This is a genomic window from Spirosoma sp. 209 (genome assembly GCF_002006735.1).
Taxonomy (GTDB): domain Bacteria; phylum Bacteroidota; class Bacteroidia; order Cytophagales; family Spirosomataceae; genus Spirosoma; species Spirosoma sordidisoli.
The window spans coordinates 121744-142272 of record NZ_MVEC01000005.1 but is presented as its reverse complement, the minus strand read 5'-3'; the positions used below and the strand labels follow the sequence as shown (position 1 = coordinate 142272).

Sequence of the window (20529 nt, the reverse complement as noted above, 5' to 3'; positions counted from 1 at the left end):
TTAACTAAAATCAGGAACTTAACCCGTATTGTCCAGTGGTCTAAATCGCTACGCAACGAAAAAACCGCATCGAATACGGCCCCGGGGCGATTCGATGCGGTCTGTCAGCTGAGCAGGCCAGGGATTAACTAATCCCAGCCGCCCCCCAACGATCGATACAGATCGGTCAGGGACAAAAACTGCTCCTGCCGGGTGTTGATCAGCGCCAGTTCTGCCTCCAGCACGCTGCGCTGCGCCGTGATCACCTCCAGGTAAGATGCGTAGCCCCCGGCAAAGAGATCGTTCGAGACGGTAACGGCCTGATTCAGCACGTTGACTTCCTGGGCCTGGAGGTCAGCCACGTTGCGGTAGTTTTCGACCCCCCGCAGACTGGTAACCACCTCGCTGAACCCGGTCTGAACCGTCTGGTGGTACCGATACAGCAGTTCGCGGCTCTGGGCTATCGACTGGCCGTAGCTGGCTTTCAGGAAACGACGGTTCAGGATCGGAGCGGATAGTCCACCCAGGATACCCGCGGCAATGGAGCCCGGATTGAACAGCACCGACGTGCGGAACGCATTGAGCCCCACGTAGGCAGACAGGTTCAGGCTGGGCAGAAACTCGGCCCGGGCTACGTCGATATCGACGTTGGCGGCCTGTAGTTCCAGCTCGGCCTGCCGAATATCGGGTCGGCGGGTGAGCATCTGCGCGGGTATACCCGATGTTACCTGACCCGGCAGCTCCCGACCCCGCAGCGACTGCCCCCGCGCGATGGGTTGCGGAAAACGACCCAGCAGGCGGTTCAGCTGGTTCTCGGCTTCTACGATCCGCTGCTGCACCTGGCCCTGTCGGCTGCGGGTGTTGAGGAGCTGAGCCGAAAACTGCTGAACGCCCAGCTCGGTAACCCGGCCCGCCTGTTTCTGTACCCGAACCAGCTCCAGCGCATTTTGCTGAAAGTTGATATTCTTCTGTAATATCTCCAGCTCCCCGTCGAGGGCCAGCAGGGTGTAATAATACCGCGCTATCTCCGATACCAGCGCCGTAACGACCGCATGACGTCCTTCTTCCGAGGCCAGCAGGCGTAGGTAAGCTGCTTTGCGCCGGTTCCTGAGTTTCCCCCAGATATCGACCTCCCAGGTGCTACGGGCGCCCAGGAAAAAATCGGGCGTTGGGTTCGGAATGACCTGATCCCCGCGGATATTATCGGACAGGTTAGTATCGAAGTTGCCCACGCCGTTGAGGGTGTTTCGGCCAAAGCGGTCAACACCGGCCGAGGCTACCGCATTGACCGAAGGGACCAGGAACCCACGGCTGTAGTCGAACGCAGCCCGGGCCACTTCGATCCGCTGGGTGGCAATCCGCAGGTCGAGGTTACCCGCCAGGGCCGTATCGATGAGCGACACCAGACTGGGGTCGGCAAAGAAAGTGCGCCAGCCCTGGGCGGCAATGCTGGACGTATCCTGACTGCCGGCAAAGGAACCCGGCAGGGGATGGGGCACGGAGGGTTGTACCGGCCGGGCTACCTGACAGCTACTGATAACCAGAACCAGGGTCGCCAAACGGCCCGCGCTTAGGAAATATGATTTAGGGATGAATGACGGCACCATTGGTGTGGTTTTGTGAATAAGCAGGAACAGAATCGGCTTCGTGGAGCTGGTTGTCGGTGTCTTCAGGATCACCGTCGGCCGGGGTTTTCGAGCCAAAGCGTTCGGCTAGTTTAGCGAAGATGACAAACAGACCCGGGATCACGACGAGCCCGAACAGCGTTCCGGTCAGCATACCGCCCGCTGCCGCCGTACCGATGGACCGGTTTCCGACGGCCCCCGCGCCCGACGCAATACAGAGCGGAATCAGTCCGGCAATGAACGCAAAGGAGGTCATCAGGATCGGGCGAAGCCGCGAAACGGCTCCTTCCATTGCCGCCTTCACGATCGGCAGCCCTTCTTTCTGTCGCTGGTTGGCGAACTCCACAATCAGAATCGCGTTTTTGCCGAGCAGACCGATCAGCATCACCAGCGCCACCTGCGCGTAGATGTTGTTCTGAAGCCCCATCAGCTGCAAAAAGGCAAAGGAGCCAAACACGCCCGTGGGCAGTGAGAGGATAACCGGCAGCGGCAGGAAGATGCTTTCGTACTGGGCCACCAGCAGCAGGTATACGAACACCAGACAGATGGCGAAGATGTACATGGCCTGATCGCCCGACAGCACTTCTTCCCGGGTCATACCCGACCATTCGAAACCGAACCCTTTGGGGAGCTGGGATTCAGCTACCTCTTCGATGGCCCGAATCGCATCGCCACTGCTGTAGCCCGGCGCTGCGTCGCCGTTGATCATGGCCGAGGTATACATATTGTACCGGGTCAGCTGCTCGGGTCCGTAAACCCGCTGAAGCCGGACAAAGTTGGAGTAAGGTACCATCTCGCCCTGGTCGTTCTTGACCCGCAGGTTGAGTACGTCTTCGGGCTTGGTCCGGTAGCTGGGGTCGGCCTGTACCATCACCTTGTACATCTGACCGAAGCGGATGAAGTTAGACGCGTAATAACTACCCATCAGCGTCTGGAGCGTACCCATGGCGTTATCGATAGACACCCCTTTTTGAGCGGCTTTTTCCTGGTCGACCTGTAACAGGTACTGCGGGAAACTCGGGTCGAAGCTGGTGAACGCGTCCCGGATCTCGGGCCGCTGCTTCAGGGCTTCGATGAATTTGTCGGCTACCTGGGCGGTTTTCTGGAGGTCGCCACTACGGCCCCGGTCCAGCAGGCGCAGTTCAAAGCCGCTCGAGTTACCAAACCCCGGTACGGTGGGCGGAGGGAAGAACTGGATACTGGCATCGTGAATGTGTCCCGTTTTTTCTTCCAGGATCTCGATCAGTTCCTGCATCGTCACCGACCGCTCTTCCCAGGGTTTGAGGTTGATCATCCCCATGCCATACGAAGCCCCCGCCCCGTCGGTCATAAGGCTGAATCCGGCCAGGGTCGATACGTTTTCGACCGATTCTTCTTTCGACACCACCTCCTCGATCGCGTCCAGCACTTTCTCGGTCCGGTCTACGGTGGCGCCGGCGGGTGTGGTAACGTTCACGTAGATCATGCCCTGGTCTTCGGTCGGAATAAAGCCGCCCGGCAGGATGGTACTAACTCCCCAGGTGCCCAGAATAAAGAGCAAGAGGAGCCCCCAGGTGATTACGCCCCGGTTCAGAACCGGCGTCAGCAGCCGCTGGTACCGGTTCGACAATGCATCGTAGCCACGGTTGAAGCGGGCGAAAAAACGACCCAGCAGGCCTTTCTGCTCGCCATGAACTGGCCGCAGCAGCAGCGCACAGAGGGCGGGCGTCAGCGTCAGCGCGTTAACCCCCGAAATAACAATGGCGATGGCCAGCGTCAGCGAGAACTGCCGGTAGAAAATACCGACCGGCCCCGACATAAACGCCACTGGCACGAACACCGCCGACATAACCAGGGTAATGGCTACGATAGCCCCGGCAATGTCGCTCATGGCTCCGAACGTAGCCGCCCGGGGCGACAGATGCTCTTCGGTCATCTTGGCATGAACGGCTTCGACCACCACAATGGCATTGTCAACTACAATACCGATGGCCAGCACCAGCGCAAACAGGGTTAGCAGGTTGATCGAAAACCCGATCATGCTCATGAAGGCAAACGTACCGACCAGAGCTACCGGCACCGCCAGGGCGCAGATGAGCGTTGACCGCCAATCCTGCAAAAACAGGAACACGATGATAAATACCAGAATAAAGGCTTCGACCAGGGTATGAATAACCTCGTTGATCGACGCGTCCAGGAAGCGGGACACATCGTAGGCGTAGTTATAGGTCATGCCCGTCGGGAACGAGCTTTCTTTCAGCTCGGCCATGCGGGCTTTTACGTTGGCAATAACGTCGCGGGCGTTGGACCCCGGGCGCTGCTTGAGCATGATAGCCGCCGAGGGACGGCCGTCGGTTTTAGACAGGACGCCGTAATCGACGGAGCCGAATTCTACGCTGGCCACATCTTTCAGCCGAAGCAGCGAGCCGTCGGCATTGGCGCGGAGAACCAGATTTTCGTATTGGGCGGGCTCGAAAAATTTACCCGTATAGCGCAGCACGTATTGCAAAGTCTGAGGGTCGCGGTCTGCACTCTCGCCGGCTTTACCGGGGGCCGCTTCCACGTTCTGCTTCCGGATGGCCGCAATCACCTCGTCGGCCGAGACGTCATACACCGTCATCCGGTCGGGCTTGAGCCACACCCGCATCGAATAATCGCGGTTCCCCATGATCGCGGCAAAGCCTACGCCATCGATCCGCTTGAGCTCGGCCAGAATGTTGATGTCGGCAAAATTGTAGATGAACTTCTCGTCGACGGTAGGGTCGTCGCTGACGATGTTGAGGTAAAGCAGCATGCTGTTCACCTCTTTTTCGGTCTGCACCCCCGCTTTGATCACCTCTTCGGGAAGCTCATCCAGCACGGTAGTGACGCGGGTCTGTACGTTTACAGCGGCCAGATCGGGATCGGTACCTACGTTGAAAAAGACCTGAATGAGGGTTGTGCCGTCGTTACCCGACATGGAGGTCATATAGGTCATGCCCGTCGGGAACGAGCTTTCTTTCAGCTCGGCCATGCGGGCTTTTACGTTGGCAATAACGTCGCGGGCGTTGGACCCCGGGCGCTGCTTGAGCATGATAGCCGCCGAGGGACGGCCGTCGGTTTTAGACAGGACGCCGTAATCGACGGAGCCGAATTCTACGCTGGCCACATCTTTCAGCCGAAGCAGCGAGCCGTCGGCATTGGCGCGGAGAACCAGATTTTCGTATTGGGCGGGCTCGAAAAATTTACCCGTATAGCGCAGCACGTATTGCAAAGTCTGAGGGTCGCGGTCTGCACTCTCGCCGGCTTTACCGGGGGCCGCTTCCACGTTCTGCTTCCGGATGGCCGCAATCACCTCGTCGGCCGAGACGTCATACACCGTCATCTTTTTATAGCGCAGCACGTATTGCAAAGTCTGAGGGTCGCGGTCTGCACTCTCGCCGGCTTTACCGGGGGCCGCTTCCACGTTCTGCTTCCGGATGGCCGCAATCACCTCGTCGGCCGAGACGTCATACACCGTCATCCGGTCGGGCTTGAGCCACACCCGCATCGAATAATCGCGGTTCCCCATGATCGCGGCAAAGCCTACGCCATCGATCCGCTTGAGCTCGGCCAGAATGTTGATGTCGGCAAAATTGTAGATGAACTTCTCGTCGACGGTAGGGTCGTCGCTGACGATGTTGAGGTAAAGCAGCATGCTGTTCACCTCTTTTTCGGTCTGCACCCCCGCTTTGATCACCTCTTCGGGAAGCTCATCCAGCACGGTAGTGACGCGGGTCTGTACGTTTACAGCGGCCAGATCGGGATCGGTACCTACGTTGAAAAAGACCTGAATGAGGGTTGTGCCGTCGTTACCCGACATGGAGGTCATATAGGTCATGCCCGGCACCCCGTTGATGGCCCGTTCCAGCGGGGTAGCAACGGCTTTGGTAGATACCTCCGCGTTGGCACCCGTGTATTTCGCCGTTACCGTTACCGAGGGCGGAACAATATCCGGAAACTGGGTCACAGGCAGACTGGTCAGGGCCAGTACACCCATCAACACAATCACGACCGAGATGACGGTCGAGAGCAGCGGACGCTTGATGAAGGTTTTGAACATATGCGTTGAGTTTATGTACGGGTTACGAGAGGGGAAGCCTGACGCACAAACTGGGGGAGGTCTGTAAACACTAGTCGGCCGACGCGTACAGGGCGCGCAGTTCGTTGGCGGGTAAGGTCTGGGGCGTAATGGTCAGGCCATCCTTAACGTTCTGGATGCCTTCGTAGACGATCCGCTCGCCGGGACGCAGCCCCGACTGCACGATGTAAAACTGATCGACCCGGCTCCGGGGAATAAAACTGCGGGTCTTTACCTTGTTGTTGGCGTCAACCACGTACACGAAATTTTTGTCCTGTACTTCGAATACGGCTTTCTGGGGAACCAGCAGGGCATCATCCACATCGGTCGACAAACGTACTTTACCCGTAGCCCCGTGGCGCAGCAGCCGGTTGGGGTTCGGAAAGCGGGCCCGGAACGCAATGGTGCCGGAGTTACCTTCAAAAATGGTCTCGGTCGTTTCGATCTTTCCTTTATGAGAATAGGGCGAGTCGTCGGCTAACAGCAGGTCGACTTCCTTGCTGGTCGTCTTGTCGGGGCTTTTCCGTTTCTTGACGAAGGCCAGGTATTCTTTCTCGGAGACGTTGAAGTAGGCGTAGATCTCCCGAACGTCGGATACGGTCGTCAGCAGGGCGCCTTCCTCGATCAGGCTACCCGGCTTAAACGGAATGCGGTTGATGACCCCATCGAAAGGCGCTCTGACGCCCGCCAGCGAGACGTGCAGCCGGGCTTTGGCCAGTGCCGCTTTGGCTTCGTTGATCGATGCCTGAGCCGACTCGCGTTTGGCCCTGGCCAGTTTCAGTTCCGAAGCCGATATGATGTTTTTATCGACCAGCAGCTTTACCCGTTCCATCTCCACTTCTGCCGTTTTGGCCTGGGCGGTGGCGTTTTCGAGACTGGCCTGTGCCCGGGCGGTTTCCACGCGGTATTCGGCATCGTTCAGCTGAAACATGAGTTGCCCTTTGCGAACGGGTTGCCCTTCATCGACCAGAATCTTATCGAGGTAGCCGGCTACCCGGGCGCGTACCTCCACGTTCTGCACCGCTTCGAGGTTGCTGGCGTAGTCATGGTCGAGGGTGGCGTCCTGGTTAGTAAGCTCGATAACCGGGAAAGCCGGTTTTTCCGCTGCCTCTTTTGTTTCGCTCGATTCAGACCGAGCCGAGCAGCCTGCCAGTGAAATCACTAGAGCGCTCACGAAGAAGACACTGATACCCGAAGATGCATTCATAAGATGAGTTATTCTGGACAAAAGTTAGGTGCCGGTGTAAGCCGCTGAACCTGTGGGGTAAATTGAACAGCTTCTACTGTGGCAAATACGGAAAGACTACTAAAGAAGACCTTAGAAAATACTTAGAATTCCCTTAGAGACCACTATAAAAAGAAGTGTTACATTAAAAAAATATAAGAATAACTCCTCATAGTTCATTCTGACCTACGGCGAGTACTGTATAGTGCTAATTGCCCGTCGGCTCCATCGCTTGGTTTACCGCCCGGATTAACGCAACAGCGAGTAGACAAATACTCGCAGGCCATCTCTTCAAAAATTGTATTTTTCAAATATTTTCACCCTCGTATCATAGGAGTCTGATGCGGGTAATTGCCCACGGCTGTACACGCAAAACTCCTCATACGCAACCCGTCGTAGCTGTAGACCGGTTTGAGTATGAGGAGTGGGCAGGCAGACTAGTCTGGAAAAGACTCGTTACTGATCCGTTGAGTCGTCGGTATCGGCCGTGGCAATTTTGGCCAGGTCGGTATTATTGGGCAGCAGGGTGAGTCCGCGTTTGAGCCAGTCGGCCCGGGCGGTTTGGTCTTTGGTGACCAGTTCGTGGTACGATATCAGGTACTTGAAGGCGAGTGCCAAATCTTTCTGATACCGCTTCCGCTCCTCTTCCTTGTCAGCAACCATGCCGATAAACTGCTCGAAATAAGGGCGGGCTTTGCCATTTCTGACGGCCTCTTCGGGCGTGTAGGCGTAGTAGTTAGCCTTGGCCCGGTACAGCACCGTGGGCGAATAATCGGGCGAACCCTGCTGCGCCAGGGCTAGGGCCGAATCGGCTTTGGCGAAGCGAAGCGTATCCCGCTGCAGTTTACCCAGGCTATCGCGGGCAAACCCGAGGGTGTAGTTGCTCATGCCGTACCGGAACAGATCCTGCATGTCGGCTTTGAAGCCGTGTTTAGCAGCTGAGTCGAGCGCGGCCACGGCCTGCGGGTGCTTCTTGGTCCGGTAGTAGTATTTGGCTACGTCGCTGTAGAGGTTCTCGCTGGTATCGGCCGGGGCCGCTTTGAGCAGGTAGGCTATACCGACTGAGTCGTTCTGCGCCTTGAGCGAATCATTGGCAAACCCTTCCTGCGCCAGATACGCCCGTCCCAGGTATTTATAATCGTCGGGCATAGCCTTCTGGGGCGCTTTTTCGAGAAAGGTGCTGATGTTTTCAATGGCTTTCTGCGGCTGCTTCAGCGACGAGTAGGCCCAGCCCTCAATGCGGTAAACGATTGGGTTCTGGGCCAGCACAGCCCGGTTGCTGTCGATGACGTTTACGGCCTGCTGGAAATTGTTGGCCAGGAAATGAAACTGAGCGGACCGGAGCAGCATATCGGCCCGCCGATCGCCCGACACCCGAATGTACTGATCGGTATAGTTGGCGGCCTCCTTGTAGCGATTGACGAGGTAATAAAGTTCGGCCAGCTGTCGGTAAGCCGGGGCGTAGCGGGGATTGGCTTCGATGGCTTTTTTGTAGTTCTCGACCGACAGGTTCAGGTTTCGACCCTGCCAGTAGATATCGCCAATCCGCTGATAGACCCGGGAGGCATCCATGCCCATTTCCAGCGCACTCTCGTAGCGGGTAACGGCGGTCCCGGCGTCTTTATTCAGGTAGTGCGCATCGCCCAGCGCCAGCTGAACCGACGCGTTTTTCTTGTCCCGCTCGGCAGCCCGGTTCAGGTAGTCGATGGCCGAAGCCGCGTTGACGACCCGCGGATAACGAGGCTTGATGGAACCACTGTCGGGGGTGAGATACCCTGTGTAGGCTTCGCCGATCCGGTACAGGATGTCCACGTTTTTCCCTTTGCTTTTCTTGACCACATCGGCCAGTTTGGCGCTGGCTTCGGTGGTGTTGTTCTGAACCAGATGGGTAATGGCAATACCCGTTTCGTTAAGGGGTACCCGCTTCTCGTCCGAAGGAACTCCTTTCTCGAACCAGATGCGGGCCGAGTCGGGCTGTCCGGCGCGCAGATAGCCGTAGCCAGCGTTAAAGTACGTCTGCATGCCCGGATTCTGCTGGGCGTCCTGCCGAAGTTTCTGCTTGGCTTCGTCGAAGCGGCCCATATTCATCAGGGTCGGTGCATCGGGAGCCGGCGTCTGAGCCGACGCCTGTATAGTAACCAGCAAACCGACAACGGCCAGTGGTCCTGAAAGGGGATGCTTGTTTTTCATAACATGTAGGGTTAATTCAGTATTCCTGAACAGCGGGAAGCTGTCTTCGATGGTGGCAAGATGGACGCGAAACCTAAGAAGGAGCTTAGGATATACTTAGAATTGGCTTAGAGAGGGCTAATCAGGGACAGCGTACCCCGCTTATAACCATTGTACCAGACCGACAAAGCGGCAGAAATAGTCTGGTCGAAGTGGCAGCGCGTTCATAAACAGTATGCCCAGCTCAGGAGTAAGCCTAAGGGGCGGGTAGGGGATTTGGCAAAACCTTACAATCTGCTTAGAACCGCCCGGGCCGTAAACCACAATCGAAATCAGGTCGTTGTCTAGCTAATCAATGGTGTTCATCAATGATCAACAAAGAATCCCGGTATGCCCGGGTTTTGGCCTGGATCGACCAGTACGTGATTCGTCGGGTCTATACGGGACCGGTACGACGGGTTATTTTGCAGAGTTTGCCGTTCTGGGTGGCCTCATTGCTGACCGGGCTGGTAGCGGTAGGCTACGAAAAAGCCTTTGAATGGGCAGAAGAGCTTAGTTTTCACTGGTTTCATACTAACCCGCTCCTGACATTCGTCCTGACGCCGGTGGCTTTCCTACTAGCCTGGGGACTGGTGCGCTGGCTGGCGCCGGCCGCGCGGGGCAGTGGTATTCCGCAGGTCATGGCCGGCATTGAATTATCCCATCCCAAAACCCACGGCTACACGGCGTATCTGCTGAGTCTGCGGGTGGCGGTGGTCAAAGTAATCAGCAGTGTAGCCCTGCTGCTGGGGGGCGGGGTCATTGGGCGCGAGGGGCCAACCATCCAGATATCGGCCGCCATATTCAGGGCAATCAACCGGCTGCAACCCGCCGGCTGGCCGCAGCTGTCGCGGCAGATTGCGCTGGTAACGGGCGGGGCGGCTGGCCTGGCGGCTGCGTTCAACACCCCACTCGGCGGTATTGTCTTCGTAGTAGAGGAGCTGACCCAAACCCACATCACCCGGTTTCGAACCGCCGTCTTCACCGCCGTCATCATTGCCGGTATGACGGCGCAGGCTATTCAGGGGCCGTATCTGTACCTGGGCTTTCCGAAGGTTACGGTCTCTACGGGCTGGCTGCTGGGTATCGTGATGCTGATTGCGTTGTTGTGTGGGCTGGCGGGTGCTCTTTTTGCCAAAACCCTGCTGTGGATCAACCGCTACCGCCAGCGGTTCAGGACGCTGCCGGCACAGGCGGGCTGGGTGGCCGGTTGCGGGCTGCTGCTGGCCGGACTGGTGTTCTGGGTAGGCATGGACGCGGCCGGGACGGGTAAACCCATTATCAACCGCCTGCTGTTTCAGAATACGGGCGAGACCCCCTGGTACTTGTTTCCGGTGCGGTTTGCGGGTATGGCGCTCAGCTACAGCAGCGGAGGAGCCGGGGGCGTATTTGCCACTTCGCTGAGTGCCGGGGCCATCCTGGGCGATGCGCTGGGGCGACTGGCCCGCATATCGCCTGCCGATCATAACCTCATCATCCTGGTCAGTATGGTAAGCTTTCTGACCGGGGTCGTTCGGTCGCCGTTTACCGCGGCCATTCTGGTGCTTGAAATGACCGATCGCCACTCGGCTATTTTTCAGCTGCTGCTGGGCGGGCTTATGGCGCAGGGAGCCGCGTCGCTGGTCGATCCGGTGTCTTTTTATGAACACCTCAAGGAAGGGTTTGTGCGCGAAGCCAGCACCCGACCCAACCCGCAGCAGCCCGAAAACCGGCCCTTAGCGGTCGAATAAGGAGGTAGCCAGTTGGTTCCGGCTAATAGCAAAACGGGCTTTTCGGGCGGCTGCTGCATACAAAACAGCCCGTAGCCAGTTCCTTATATAATATCCTATCAAACAAGGCGAGTAACTGGCCGGGGTAGGTGCGCTACTAAACCAGCAAGATCATGACTCAACGTAAAGCAACAGAAACCGAAAATCTGTATTGGTACAAAGACGCCATTATCTACGAATTACACATAAAAGCATTTCGCGATGGCAATGGCGATGGCATTGGTGATTTCCAGGGCCTGCTCGAAAAACTCGACTACCTGCAGGAACTGGGGGTGACGGCCATCTGGCTGCTGCCGTTCTATCCATCGCCCCTACGCGACGACGGCTACGACATTGCCGATTACTACACCATCAACCCCTCGTACGGAACCATCGAGGAATTCAAAACCCTGCTCGACGAAGCCCATCAGCGCAATCTGAAGGTTATTACCGAGCTGGTCATCAACCACACCTCCGATCAGCATCCGTGGTTTCAGCGGGCCCGGAAAGCTCCCAAAGGCTCGCCCGAACGCGATTATTACGTCTGGACCGACAACCCCGAGCAGTACCGCGATGTCCGGATCATTTTTCAGGATTTCGAGAGCTCCAACTGGACCTGGGACCACGAAGCGCAGCAGTACTACTGGCACCGGTTCTTTCATCACCAGCCCGACCTGAACTACGATAGCCCGGAGGTACAGGCCGAGATTTTCAAGCTCATCGACTATTGGTGCGAGCTGGGCGTCGATGGGTTCCGGCTCGATGCGGTGCCGTACCTGTTCGAGCGCGAAGGGACCAACGGCGAAAACCTGCCCGAGACCCACGACTTCCTGAAGAAGCTGCGAAAACACATCGATGATCATTTTCCGGGCGTGGTTTTCCTGGCCGAGGCCAACATGTGGCCCGAAGATTCGGCCTCTTACTTCGGCGATGGCGACGAGTGTCACATGAACTACCACTTCCCGGTCATGCCCCGCATGTTCATGTCGCTGCAGATGGAAGACCGGTATCCAATCACCGACATCTTCGATCAGACGCCGGCTATTCCGGACAACTGCCAGTGGGCCATCTTCCTGCGCAACCACGACGAGCTGACGCTGGAGATGGTGACCGATGAGGAGCGCGACTACATGTACAAGACCTACGCCAAGGACCCGCGGGCCAAAATTAACCTGGGTATCCGGCATCGGCTGGCCCCGCTGATGGGGAACAACCGGAAGAAAATTGAGCTGCTCAACAGTTTACTATTCTCCCTGCCAGGCACGCCCGTTATCTACTACGGCGACGAAATCGGTATGGGCGACAACGTCTATCTCGGCGACCGCGATGGCGTGCGGACACCCATGCAGTGGTCGCCCGACCGGAACGCTGGTTTTTCGGGTACGAATCCCCACCGGCTTTACCTGCCCACCATCCTGGACCCGGAGTATCACTACGAGTCGGTGAATGTGGAAACCCAGCGACGCAACACGTCGTCGCTGTTCTGGTTCATGAAACGCATGATCCACCTGCGTAAGCGATACAAGGCTTTCGGGCGGGGGGATATGACGTTTCTGCCCGTCGAGAACCCCAAAGTACTGGCTTTCACCCGGACCTACGAAGACCAGACCCTGCTGGTTATCGTCAACCTCTCCAAATTTGCCCAGCCTGCGGCCGTGGAGTTAAGCGGATTCGGGGGGTACGTACCCGTTGAGGTGTTCAGCAAAAACGCCTTCCCGCCGGTTCCCGACAACGAAACCTATGCATTCACGCTGGCGGCCCATGACTACCAGTGGTTCATTCTCGACAAAGTAGCGGCCGAATCGGTGAGCCTCTCGCAGCTGCCGGGTCTGCGGATCAACAACTGGCCTGGCCTGCTTCAGGGGCGCACCCGCGAGCAGCTGGAAACCGAAATACTCCCGGCTTATCTGCCCAAAACCGACTGGTTCGGAGCCGATAAACCGCCTATCTACGGTTTGAGTATCACCGCGCAGGCCAGCCTGCCCCTGGCAGAAGGATCAGCCTATATTCTATTGCTGGAAGTAGCCTACGAGCGTGGACTGCCCGAAACATACCAGCTGACACTGGCCTTTGCCGGCAGCGGTGCCGCCGATAAGCTGACCAGCAACTGCCCGCAGGCCGTCATGGCCACCCTGCAGTTGGGCACCGAAACCGGCGTACTGTGTGACGGCCTGTACATGGCCGATGTGCAGCTGGCCCTGCTTCGCCACATAGCGGGTGAACAGACCGGATCGGCCGATAATCTGGTATTCCTGACTACCCCGATGCTTCAGGAATACGTTCGGGAACACGGGGACAGCAAGCCGAAGCTGAGCACGGCAGAGCGGGGCTACGCGTCGATCACGTACGACTTATCGTGGCAGCTGAAGCTGTACCGTAAAGTAGATCTGGCCACCAACCCCGACACCGAACTGACGCGCTTCCTGTCCGAACAGGCGAATTTTTCGCATGTGCCCGCCTATGCCGGTGCTCTTGAGCTGGGCCCCGCCGGCAACCGGGTGATGCTGGGCGTGATGCAGCGGATGGAAGACCGGCATGGCGACGGGAAGAGCTATATCCTGGACCGGGTTACTAACTACATCGAGCGGATTCTGGCGCGGGATAAAGAGCAGCTGGAAGCGGCCCTGGCAGCACCCCGCGGCACGCTGAGCCAGCCCGTGGCGTTCAGCGACCTGCCCGCCGAAACCGAAGAGCTGCTGGGTCGGCGGGCGGCCGAGCAGGCCCGTTTGCTGGGCATACGGATCGGTCAGATGCACCTGGCCCTGGCGTCGGATAAGCAGCAGAAGGAGTTTGCGCCCGAGGGCTTCTCCCTGCATTATCAACGGTCGCTCTTCTCGGGTTTGCAGACGCTGGTGCGCGAAAGTTTCCAGACGCTTAAACGGACGCAGGGACGGTTACCCGAGTCGGTCCGGCAGGAGATCGATCAGCGGCTGCCCGCCAAAGAGCAGGTGCTGGCTACCCTCCGCCGTATTTATGCCCGGAAGCTGGATATCGACAAGATCCGGATACACGGCAACCTGCAGCTGGATAAAATTCTGGTTACCGGGCGCGACGTGGCCATTCAGGATTTTGGCGGTGATCCGGCCCGCAGCTACAGCGAACGCAGGCTGAAGCGCTCGCCCCTGCGCGACGTGGCCTCGCTGATTCGCTCGCTCTATTACGTTACCTACGAAGGCTTCCTGCAGAGCGATCAGCTGACCCGCGAGGAGGCTCCCCGGCTGCTGCCGTTTGCCGATGTATGGGCCCAGTACATGAGCGGGTTCTTCCTCAAAGCGTATCTGCAGACGGTAGAGTCGAGCTCGTTCGTGCCGGCCCGGGTCGATGACCTGCAGATGCTGCTGGAAACCTACCTGCTCGAAACCGCCATTGCTGATCTGACTCACGAGCTGAACCACCGGCCCGACTGGGTGCGGTTGCCCCTGCAAATCATCGGTCGGGTGGTGTCCGATCCGGTCACCGATCCCGTTCCGGCCGCTACCGAGCCCGAACCGGCCGGGTAGCTCATTTCTGTAATCAAAACCGCAACCCGTAATGCGACTTGAGTTTAAGTGCCTTCTTGTTAGTGTATTATTGCTCCCCGGCCTGGCTGATAGCCAGGCGCAGCGGGTGTTGTCAAAAGAAACCTCATCAGGATCGGTGCTGGCCGGTCCTGATGAGGAGTTTGGGGTGCTCTTCCGGGAGGTTCAGCTGAAGGCTGTTTTTCCGGACTCGAAAACGTTTGCCGACTGTATCCCCCGGTTTCCGACGGCTACGATTCTGGCCAATTACAATCAGGCCAGTCAACAGCGGGACTTCGATCTGAAGTCGTTCGTACTGCAACATTTCGTCGTACCAACGAAACCGGCTTCGGGCTATACCAGTAAAACCGGCCAGTCAGCTCAGCAGCATATTAATGACCTGTGGCCGGTGCTGACCCGTCCGGCCAGCCCGCGCTCCAAAGCGGGTACCCTGACCGGGTCGCTCATTCCGCTGCCCAAATCGTACGTGGTGCCGGGCGGGCGTTTCGGGGAAATTTACTACTGGGACAGTTACTTTACCATGCTGGGCCTGCGGGCATCGGGGCAGAACGCCCAGATCCGCAACATGGTCGATAATTTCGCCTACCTGATCAATACCTTCGGTTTTATTCCCAACGGCAACCGGACTTATTTTCTGGGGCGCTCGCAACCCCCGTTTTTTTCGTTCATGGTCAGCCTGCTGAGCGAAGTACAGGGCCGCCGGGTTATTGTCAGCTACCTGCCCCAGCTGCAGAAAGAATACGATTTCTGGATGGATGGCAAGGACCAGCTGACGGCCCAGTCGCCGGCGTACCGACGGATTGTCCGGCTGGCTGACGGGGTTTACCTGAATCGCTACTACGATGATCGGCAGACACCGCGGCCCGAGTCGTACCGGGAGGATGTCAATCTGGCGCGCAATGCCAAAGACCCGCAGGCTCTGTATCGCCACATCCGCGCCGGGGCGGAGTCGGGCTGGGATTTCAGCACCCGCTGGTTTCGCGACGGCAAACGGCTGCGAACCATCCATACCACCGATTTTATTCCGGTCGATCTCAATTCGCTACTGGTCAACCTGGAATGGCTGCTGGCTGAGGGCTACTCGCTGAAAGGCGATCAGAACCGGGCGAAAGAATTTCGGCAGCTGGCTCAGCAACGGCGCGATGCGATTCAGCGCTATTGCTGGAGTGCCAGAAACCAGTTTTTCTTTGATTATGACTTCGTTGCGCGCAAACAGGCTACCGTCTATTCCCTGGCTGGTGTCTACCCGCTTTTTGTACGGATCGCAACGGCCAGCCAGGCAGTGAGTGTAGCGCGCCGGCTGGAAAAATCATTCCTCAGGCCGGGTGGCCTGACAACGACCCTCGTTCGCTCGGGAGAGCAGTGGGACGCGCCCAATGGCTGGGCACCCTTGCAGTGGATTGCCATTCAGGGGCTTCGTCAGTACAGGCAGGTACCGCTGGCCAACCGGATCAAAACCAGCTGGGTCAACGAAAACCTGCGGGTCTATAAAGCCTCCGGCAAGATGGTCGAAAAGTACGATGTCATCAGCACCGCCACCGCCAAAGGGGGCGAGTACCCCACGCAGGATGGCTTCGGCTGGACCAACGGGGTTCTGCTGCGCTTATTGACCGAAAAGTGAGCCGATTAAGCGTCGGCTCGCTGTTCGGTCAATAAGGGGCCTGGGCTGGTTTCGTTTAAATGGCACTTGTCATCAGGGAAAGAACCAGGTTGACTTCAAACTCGATCTGCCGAACGTGCTCCTGCACAACCTGATCGGTATAAGTGTCCAGTTGCTCGAGGGTGCTGCATTGCTGGGCGAGGGTGGGCATACCGGCGCTCAGGGCCGTACCCCGCAGCTTATGGGCGGCTCCCTTGATCCCGGACGGATTCAGGGGCAGAAGGCTCGATTGAAGAACCGACAGCGATTTGCGCAGTTCGAACCCGGCGGCTTCTACCAGTTCCCGAATAAACGTGGGATCCTGGCCCGCCAGGTTTTTGATGACGTCAGGGTTGTAGTGGGCAGCGTGATCAACCGTGGTCCGGGGCGTAGCAACCGGAATTGGCCTGGCCGGTTCGGGTATAGCCCGCAGCCATTTATGGAATACCGATACAATGGTTTCTTCCACAATGGGTTTGGCCACAAAGTCGTCCATACCCGCGGCCAGGCAGCGTTCACGTTCTCCCTTTACCGTACCGGCCGTCAGGGCAATGATCGGTACGTGGCGGCCCTGCTGTAACTCCCGAATACGCTGCGTGGCCTCGTAGCCGTTCATCAGGGGCATCTGTATATCCATCAGGATGAGGTCGGGCTGAACGGACGTGTACTGTTCAACCGCTTCCAGTCCGTTCAGGGCTTCGCTGATCTGCACGTTGGGCACAATGCGTGATACAATGGTTTTCGCCAGCAGCTGATTGATGTGGTTATCCTCCACCAGCAACACCTTCACCAGGGTAGGCTCCGATCGCGTGGGCGGATTGTCGGCGGGCTGTACGGGCTTCGGTTCCTGCTGATTCAGCCGGGATAAGGCATGGTACAGCTCAACCATTTTAATCGGTTTGACGAGTCGCTGGTTAATGGCCAGTTCTTCGCTGGCCCTGAGGATTCGCTCATCATCGGAAGAGCTGTGAAGCAGGATGATAGCCTGTTGCTCGCTGGGGAAGTTAGCCCTGATTTTTTCTATCGTTTCGATGCCATCCATGTAGGGCATGTGATAATCCATCAGGATAACATCATACTGCCGGTGCTGCCCCAGTAGCTGTAAGGCATCGAACCCATTGCGGGCTTCATCGACCTGAATCTGTTTAAGCGAAAACATCTGACGCAGGATCAGCCGGTTATTTTCGTTATCGTCAACGATCAGCACTTTCCGGATCAGGTTAACATCGCGCCAGAGAATGGGCTCGCCCAGTTCTGTCTTCAGCCGGATGTCGAAGAAAAAGCAGCTGCCCTGACCAGGTTCGCTCGTGAGCTGGAGCTGGCTACCCATCAGGCCAAGCAGTTTATTGGAGATGGTCAGCCCCAGCCCGGTGCCGCCGTACTTCTTGGTGGTCGACGGGTCGGCCTGCGAAAAGGCTTCGAAAATGCGTTCCTGCATCTCCGGCTGTATGCCAATGCCGGTGTCGCGTACTTCGAATCGGTAGGTAACGAGCGGCTGCCTGCTGTCGGTGAGCGGCTTTATTTTCAACTCTATTTCCCCGCGCTCCGTGAACTTGACCGCGTTGCCGAGCAGGTTGACCAGCACTTGCTTGAGCCGAACGCTGTCGACATGAACGAAGCGGGGGAGGTTGGTCGGCAGGTTCAGCAGCATCTCAAGCCCTTTCTGCTGAGCCTGATAGGTTATGATGCCCGCTGCCTGGCTGCTGAGTTCGTAAAGGTCCACTTTCTCCACAGACAGCTCCAGCTTGCCAGCCTCGATTTTCGAGAAATCAAGAATGTCGTTGATGATGCTCAGCAGGGCATTGGCCGACTGGCTTACGATCGATAAGTACTGATGCTGGGTGGCATTGAGGGAAGTTTTCAGGACCAGATCGGTGAACCCGATCACCCCGTTCAGCGGGGTTCTGATTTCGTGGCTCATGTTGGCCAGAAACTCCGATTTGGCCATGCTGGCCTGTTCGGCCAGGAGCTTGGCTTTTCTGAGTTCGTCGCGTTGCTGGCAGGCTTCGGTAATATCCTGGGTAAACATCATGATCCCCCCGATCGACCCGTCGAACTGGTACCAGGGACGTACCTCCCAGCGGAGATACTGATCGTGGTTCCAGCCGTTGGGGCGCCATACATCTTCGTCGTTTTTCTCCACGGCCCCTTCGATGCAGCGGGCGTGCAACGCTTTCCAGGCGTCCGAAATATTCGGAAAAACGTCGTAATGGCTCCGGCCAATTACGCTCTCGGTCAGCTGATAGTCTTCCATCCATCGGTTACTGACCGCGATGTATCGAACTGAACGGTCGAACATGGCCACGGCCGCCGGGGCATGTTCGACAAAAGCCGACAGCCGCGACTTTTCGTTCATGAGCGCCTGTTCAGCCCGCTTTTTATCATCAATATCCTGGAAGGTACCGTACAGCCGTTTGCAAACGCCCCCCTCAAATTCCGGGGTTCCTACCGTGCGCACCCACACGGTTCGGCCCGTTGCGGTGACAATCTGCAACTCGATATCGTACGAGATTCCCTGCTGAATCGCCCGGTTCAGGGCCTCCGTGATCAGCAAGTATTGGGGCCCCTCGAAGAAATTGACTGCTGTCTCAAACGTAGGTTTATAGTCGTCTGGAACTTCATGGATGGCTCTCGTTACCCTCGACCAGTCGATCGTATTTTTTACCATATCTACCGACCATGTACCAATGCGGGCTACCTCGTTAGTCTGCTCAAGGATATGCTGGGTCCATTTCAGGTCCACTTCGAGTTGATGCCGGCGGGTAATATCAATCGCATTGCCAATGACAAAAACATCGCCGGAAAGCTCCTTCTCCAGGGTATTGTTAAACAGCCAGATCAGCAGAGAGCCATCTTTATGGTGGGTGTGCATGATCCCATTGGCCTGGCCGGTATCCCGAATGGTCGTCAGGTAATCATTCAGCTTCTCGTGGTGATGTTTGGGAACAATATCGTGCAGCCGACCCCCGATGAGTTCGTCGGGCTGGTACCCCAGCGCCTGGGCCCCGGCCGTATTGACCGTCAGGAAACGGCCCTCCAGATCGTGGATGCACATGAACCCCTGGGAATTTTCGAAGAAGGACCGGAACTTGCTCTCTGACTGAAAGAGCTGCTGCTCTTTCCGCTTTTCGTTGGTCACGTCGCGCGCAATGGCGAAAATGGACCCGGTGCCCGGTTCAGGCGTAGCCACCCACTGCAGGTTTCTGTACGACCCATCCTGACACCGAAACCGGTGAGAAAAGTTAACGGTCGGGTTGCCGGCCGCCAGCCGGTTAATTTCCTGCTGGGTTGACTGAACGTCGTCCGGGTGGACCAGGTCGGCAAAGGAGGTCTGCAACAGATAGGCCTCATCCCACCCTAGAATGTGCGAAAAGGCGGGGTTCAGCCGCTTGAAGTAGCCGTCAGTACCCGCCACACAAATCAAGTCGTTTGACAGGGTAAATAGATTATTAAGGTAAACCTGTTCCTGTTTCTGCCGGTTTTCGATCAGCAGCTCGGTGGCCATCTCGGCCAGGGTCTGCAGGGCTTTCCGTTGATCTTCGGTTAATTTCCGGGGGGCGTTATCCAGTACGCAGAGGGCGCCCAGCGAATAGCCGTCAGGGTCTATCAGTGGGTAGCCCGCGTAAAAGCGTAGATAAGGATCATTGACAACCAGCGGACTATCCTGAAAGCGGGTATCCAGGTGCGTATCTTCAATCTCTAGTAATATTGTGTCAAGGATGGTATATTGACAGAATGAGGTGTCCCGATCGGCTTCCTGGGTCTCAATACCAACATACGATTTTACCCAGAGTCGGTTCTCGTCGACCAGCGACAGCAACGAGATGGGTGTCTGACAAATTAGGGAAGCCAGTTCGGTTAGTCGGTCAAACGTTTTTTCGGGAAGGGTGTCCAGAATCTGATATTGATGAAGGGCTTCCAGGCGTTTTTTTTCGTTCGGTGGAATCAACATGCTACTCCGTAGGTAAGTATTCGGCAACTAAAGATAGGCAATAATGAGAATTTGTTTATGAAAAATAATAATAGTAAACAAAAATTGCTTACTCGGTCGTGTCCTGACCCTTTTGGGTGTAGAGAGAGGTATGTCCGGTCAACCCAGGTGGGTGGTCCGATGTGATCTACTTGCTATTGTATTCTTCGACAGCAGGTGTCGGGTGGGCTACCCTTTTTTATGGAGTACTGGTTTATGCCGTGATGCCCCGTCGCTGGTTCGCTCGATTGGGCGATACGTTGCGTAACGGCCCAGGCGGTCATAAGGGGTTGTTTGAGGAAGGCGTGATAAGAAGGTAAAGCTACGCAGAGACCGGATCTTACACCCCCCAGCCCCGCGACGGCGGCCCGGCCTAAAAGCTTGTTTGGGGAAGAGTTGATAAAAAGATAAAACCGTGAAGAGACCGGCCTTTTCACCCCCCAGCCCCCTAAAGGGGGAGCCGTCCGCGCCGAATGGGCTCCCCCTTTAGGGGGCTGGGGGGTGAAAAGGTAGCCCATTCGGGCTAGAGGAATTCACAT

8 protein-coding genes are annotated in these 20529 nt (G+C 57.1%); 3 read left to right on the top strand and 5 right to left on the bottom strand.

Going from position 1 to position 20529, the window contains the following annotated elements:
• Positions 1-128: 128 nt before the first annotated feature.
• The 4 genes from B1C80_RS10420 to B1C80_RS10405 form a co-directional block, all read right to left on the bottom strand.
• Complete coding sequence (locus tag B1C80_RS10420) at positions 129-1586, bottom strand: TolC family protein (protein ID WP_077921027.1); 1458 nt, start codon at positions 1584-1586, stop codon at positions 129-131.
• Positions 1564-5664, bottom strand: coding sequence for an efflux RND transporter permease subunit (locus B1C80_RS10415; RefSeq protein WP_077921026.1), 4101 nt, complete (start codon positions 5662-5664; stop codon positions 1564-1566). The genes B1C80_RS10420 and B1C80_RS10415 overlap by 23 nt, the downstream gene beginning before the upstream one ends.
• Before the next feature lie 70 nt (positions 5665-5734).
• Positions 5735-6889 carry an efflux RND transporter periplasmic adaptor subunit gene (locus B1C80_RS10410; protein ID WP_077921025.1) on the bottom strand — a complete coding sequence of 385 codons (1155 nt, stop codon included), beginning with the start codon at positions 6887-6889 and terminating at the stop codon, positions 5735-5737.
• A gap of 474 nt (positions 6890-7363) precedes the next feature.
• Entirely contained in the window at positions 7364-9097 is a 1734-nt protein-coding gene (locus B1C80_RS10405) for a lipopolysaccharide assembly protein LapB (RefSeq protein ID WP_077921024.1), read from the bottom strand.
• Positions 9098-9444: 347 nt separating this feature from the next.
• On the opposite strand from B1C80_RS10405, the gene B1C80_RS10400 reads away from it, so the two are divergent.
• The 3 genes from B1C80_RS10400 (at position 9445) to treF (ending at position 16002) form a co-directional block, all read left to right on the top strand.
• Positions 9445-10845 carry a chloride channel protein gene (locus tag B1C80_RS10400; RefSeq protein WP_077921023.1) on the top strand — a complete coding sequence of 467 codons (1401 nt, stop codon included), beginning with the start codon at positions 9445-9447 and terminating at the stop codon, positions 10843-10845.
• 152 nt (positions 10846-10997) lie between these two features.
• Complete coding sequence (treS, locus tag B1C80_RS10395) at positions 10998-14363, top strand: maltose alpha-D-glucosyltransferase (protein WP_077921022.1); 3366 nt, start codon at positions 10998-11000, stop codon at positions 14361-14363.
• A 31-nt stretch (positions 14364-14394) separates the two neighbouring features.
• A complete protein-coding gene (treF, locus tag B1C80_RS10390) occupies positions 14395-16002 on the top strand; it encodes an alpha,alpha-trehalase TreF (protein ID WP_077921021.1) in 1608 nt (535 codons plus the stop codon).
• Between the two features lie 55 nt (positions 16003-16057).
• Here the strand turns inward: treF and B1C80_RS10385 are convergent, their stop codons facing one another.
• Positions 16058-19972: a PAS domain S-box protein gene (locus B1C80_RS10385; RefSeq protein WP_077921020.1), complete on the bottom strand. Its 3915-nt coding sequence runs from the start codon at positions 19970-19972 to the stop codon at positions 16058-16060.
• Between the last annotated feature and the right edge of the window lie 557 nt (positions 19973-20529).

What these genes read in the sequence shown, in the direction of transcription:
- B1C80_RS10420 (WP_077921027.1), bottom strand. Translation starts at nt 1,586, where the DNA reads ATGGTGCCGTCATTCATCCCTAAATCATATTTCCTAAGCGCGGGCCGT.
- B1C80_RS10400 (WP_077921023.1), top strand. Translation starts at nt 9,445, where the DNA reads ATGATCAACAAAGAATCCCGGTATGCCCGGGTTTTGGCCTGGATCGAC.
- B1C80_RS10415 (WP_077921026.1), bottom strand. Translation starts at nt 5,664, where the DNA reads ATGTTCAAAACCTTCATCAAGCGTCCGCTGCTCTCGACCGTCATCTCG.
- treF (WP_077921021.1), top strand. Translation starts at nt 14,395, where the DNA reads ATGCGACTTGAGTTTAAGTGCCTTCTTGTTAGTGTATTATTGCTCCCC.
- B1C80_RS10410 (WP_077921025.1), bottom strand. Translation starts at nt 6,889, where the DNA reads ATGAATGCATCTTCGGGTATCAGTGTCTTCTTCGTGAGCGCTCTAGTG.
- B1C80_RS10405 (WP_077921024.1), bottom strand. Translation starts at nt 9,097, where the DNA reads ATGAAAAACAAGCATCCCCTTTCAGGACCACTGGCCGTTGTCGGTTTG.
- B1C80_RS10385 (WP_077921020.1), bottom strand. Translation starts at nt 19,972, where the DNA reads ATGTTGATTCCACCGAACGAAAAAAAACGCCTGGAAGCCCTTCATCAA.
- treS (WP_077921022.1), top strand. Translation starts at nt 10,998, where the DNA reads ATGACTCAACGTAAAGCAACAGAAACCGAAAATCTGTATTGGTACAAA.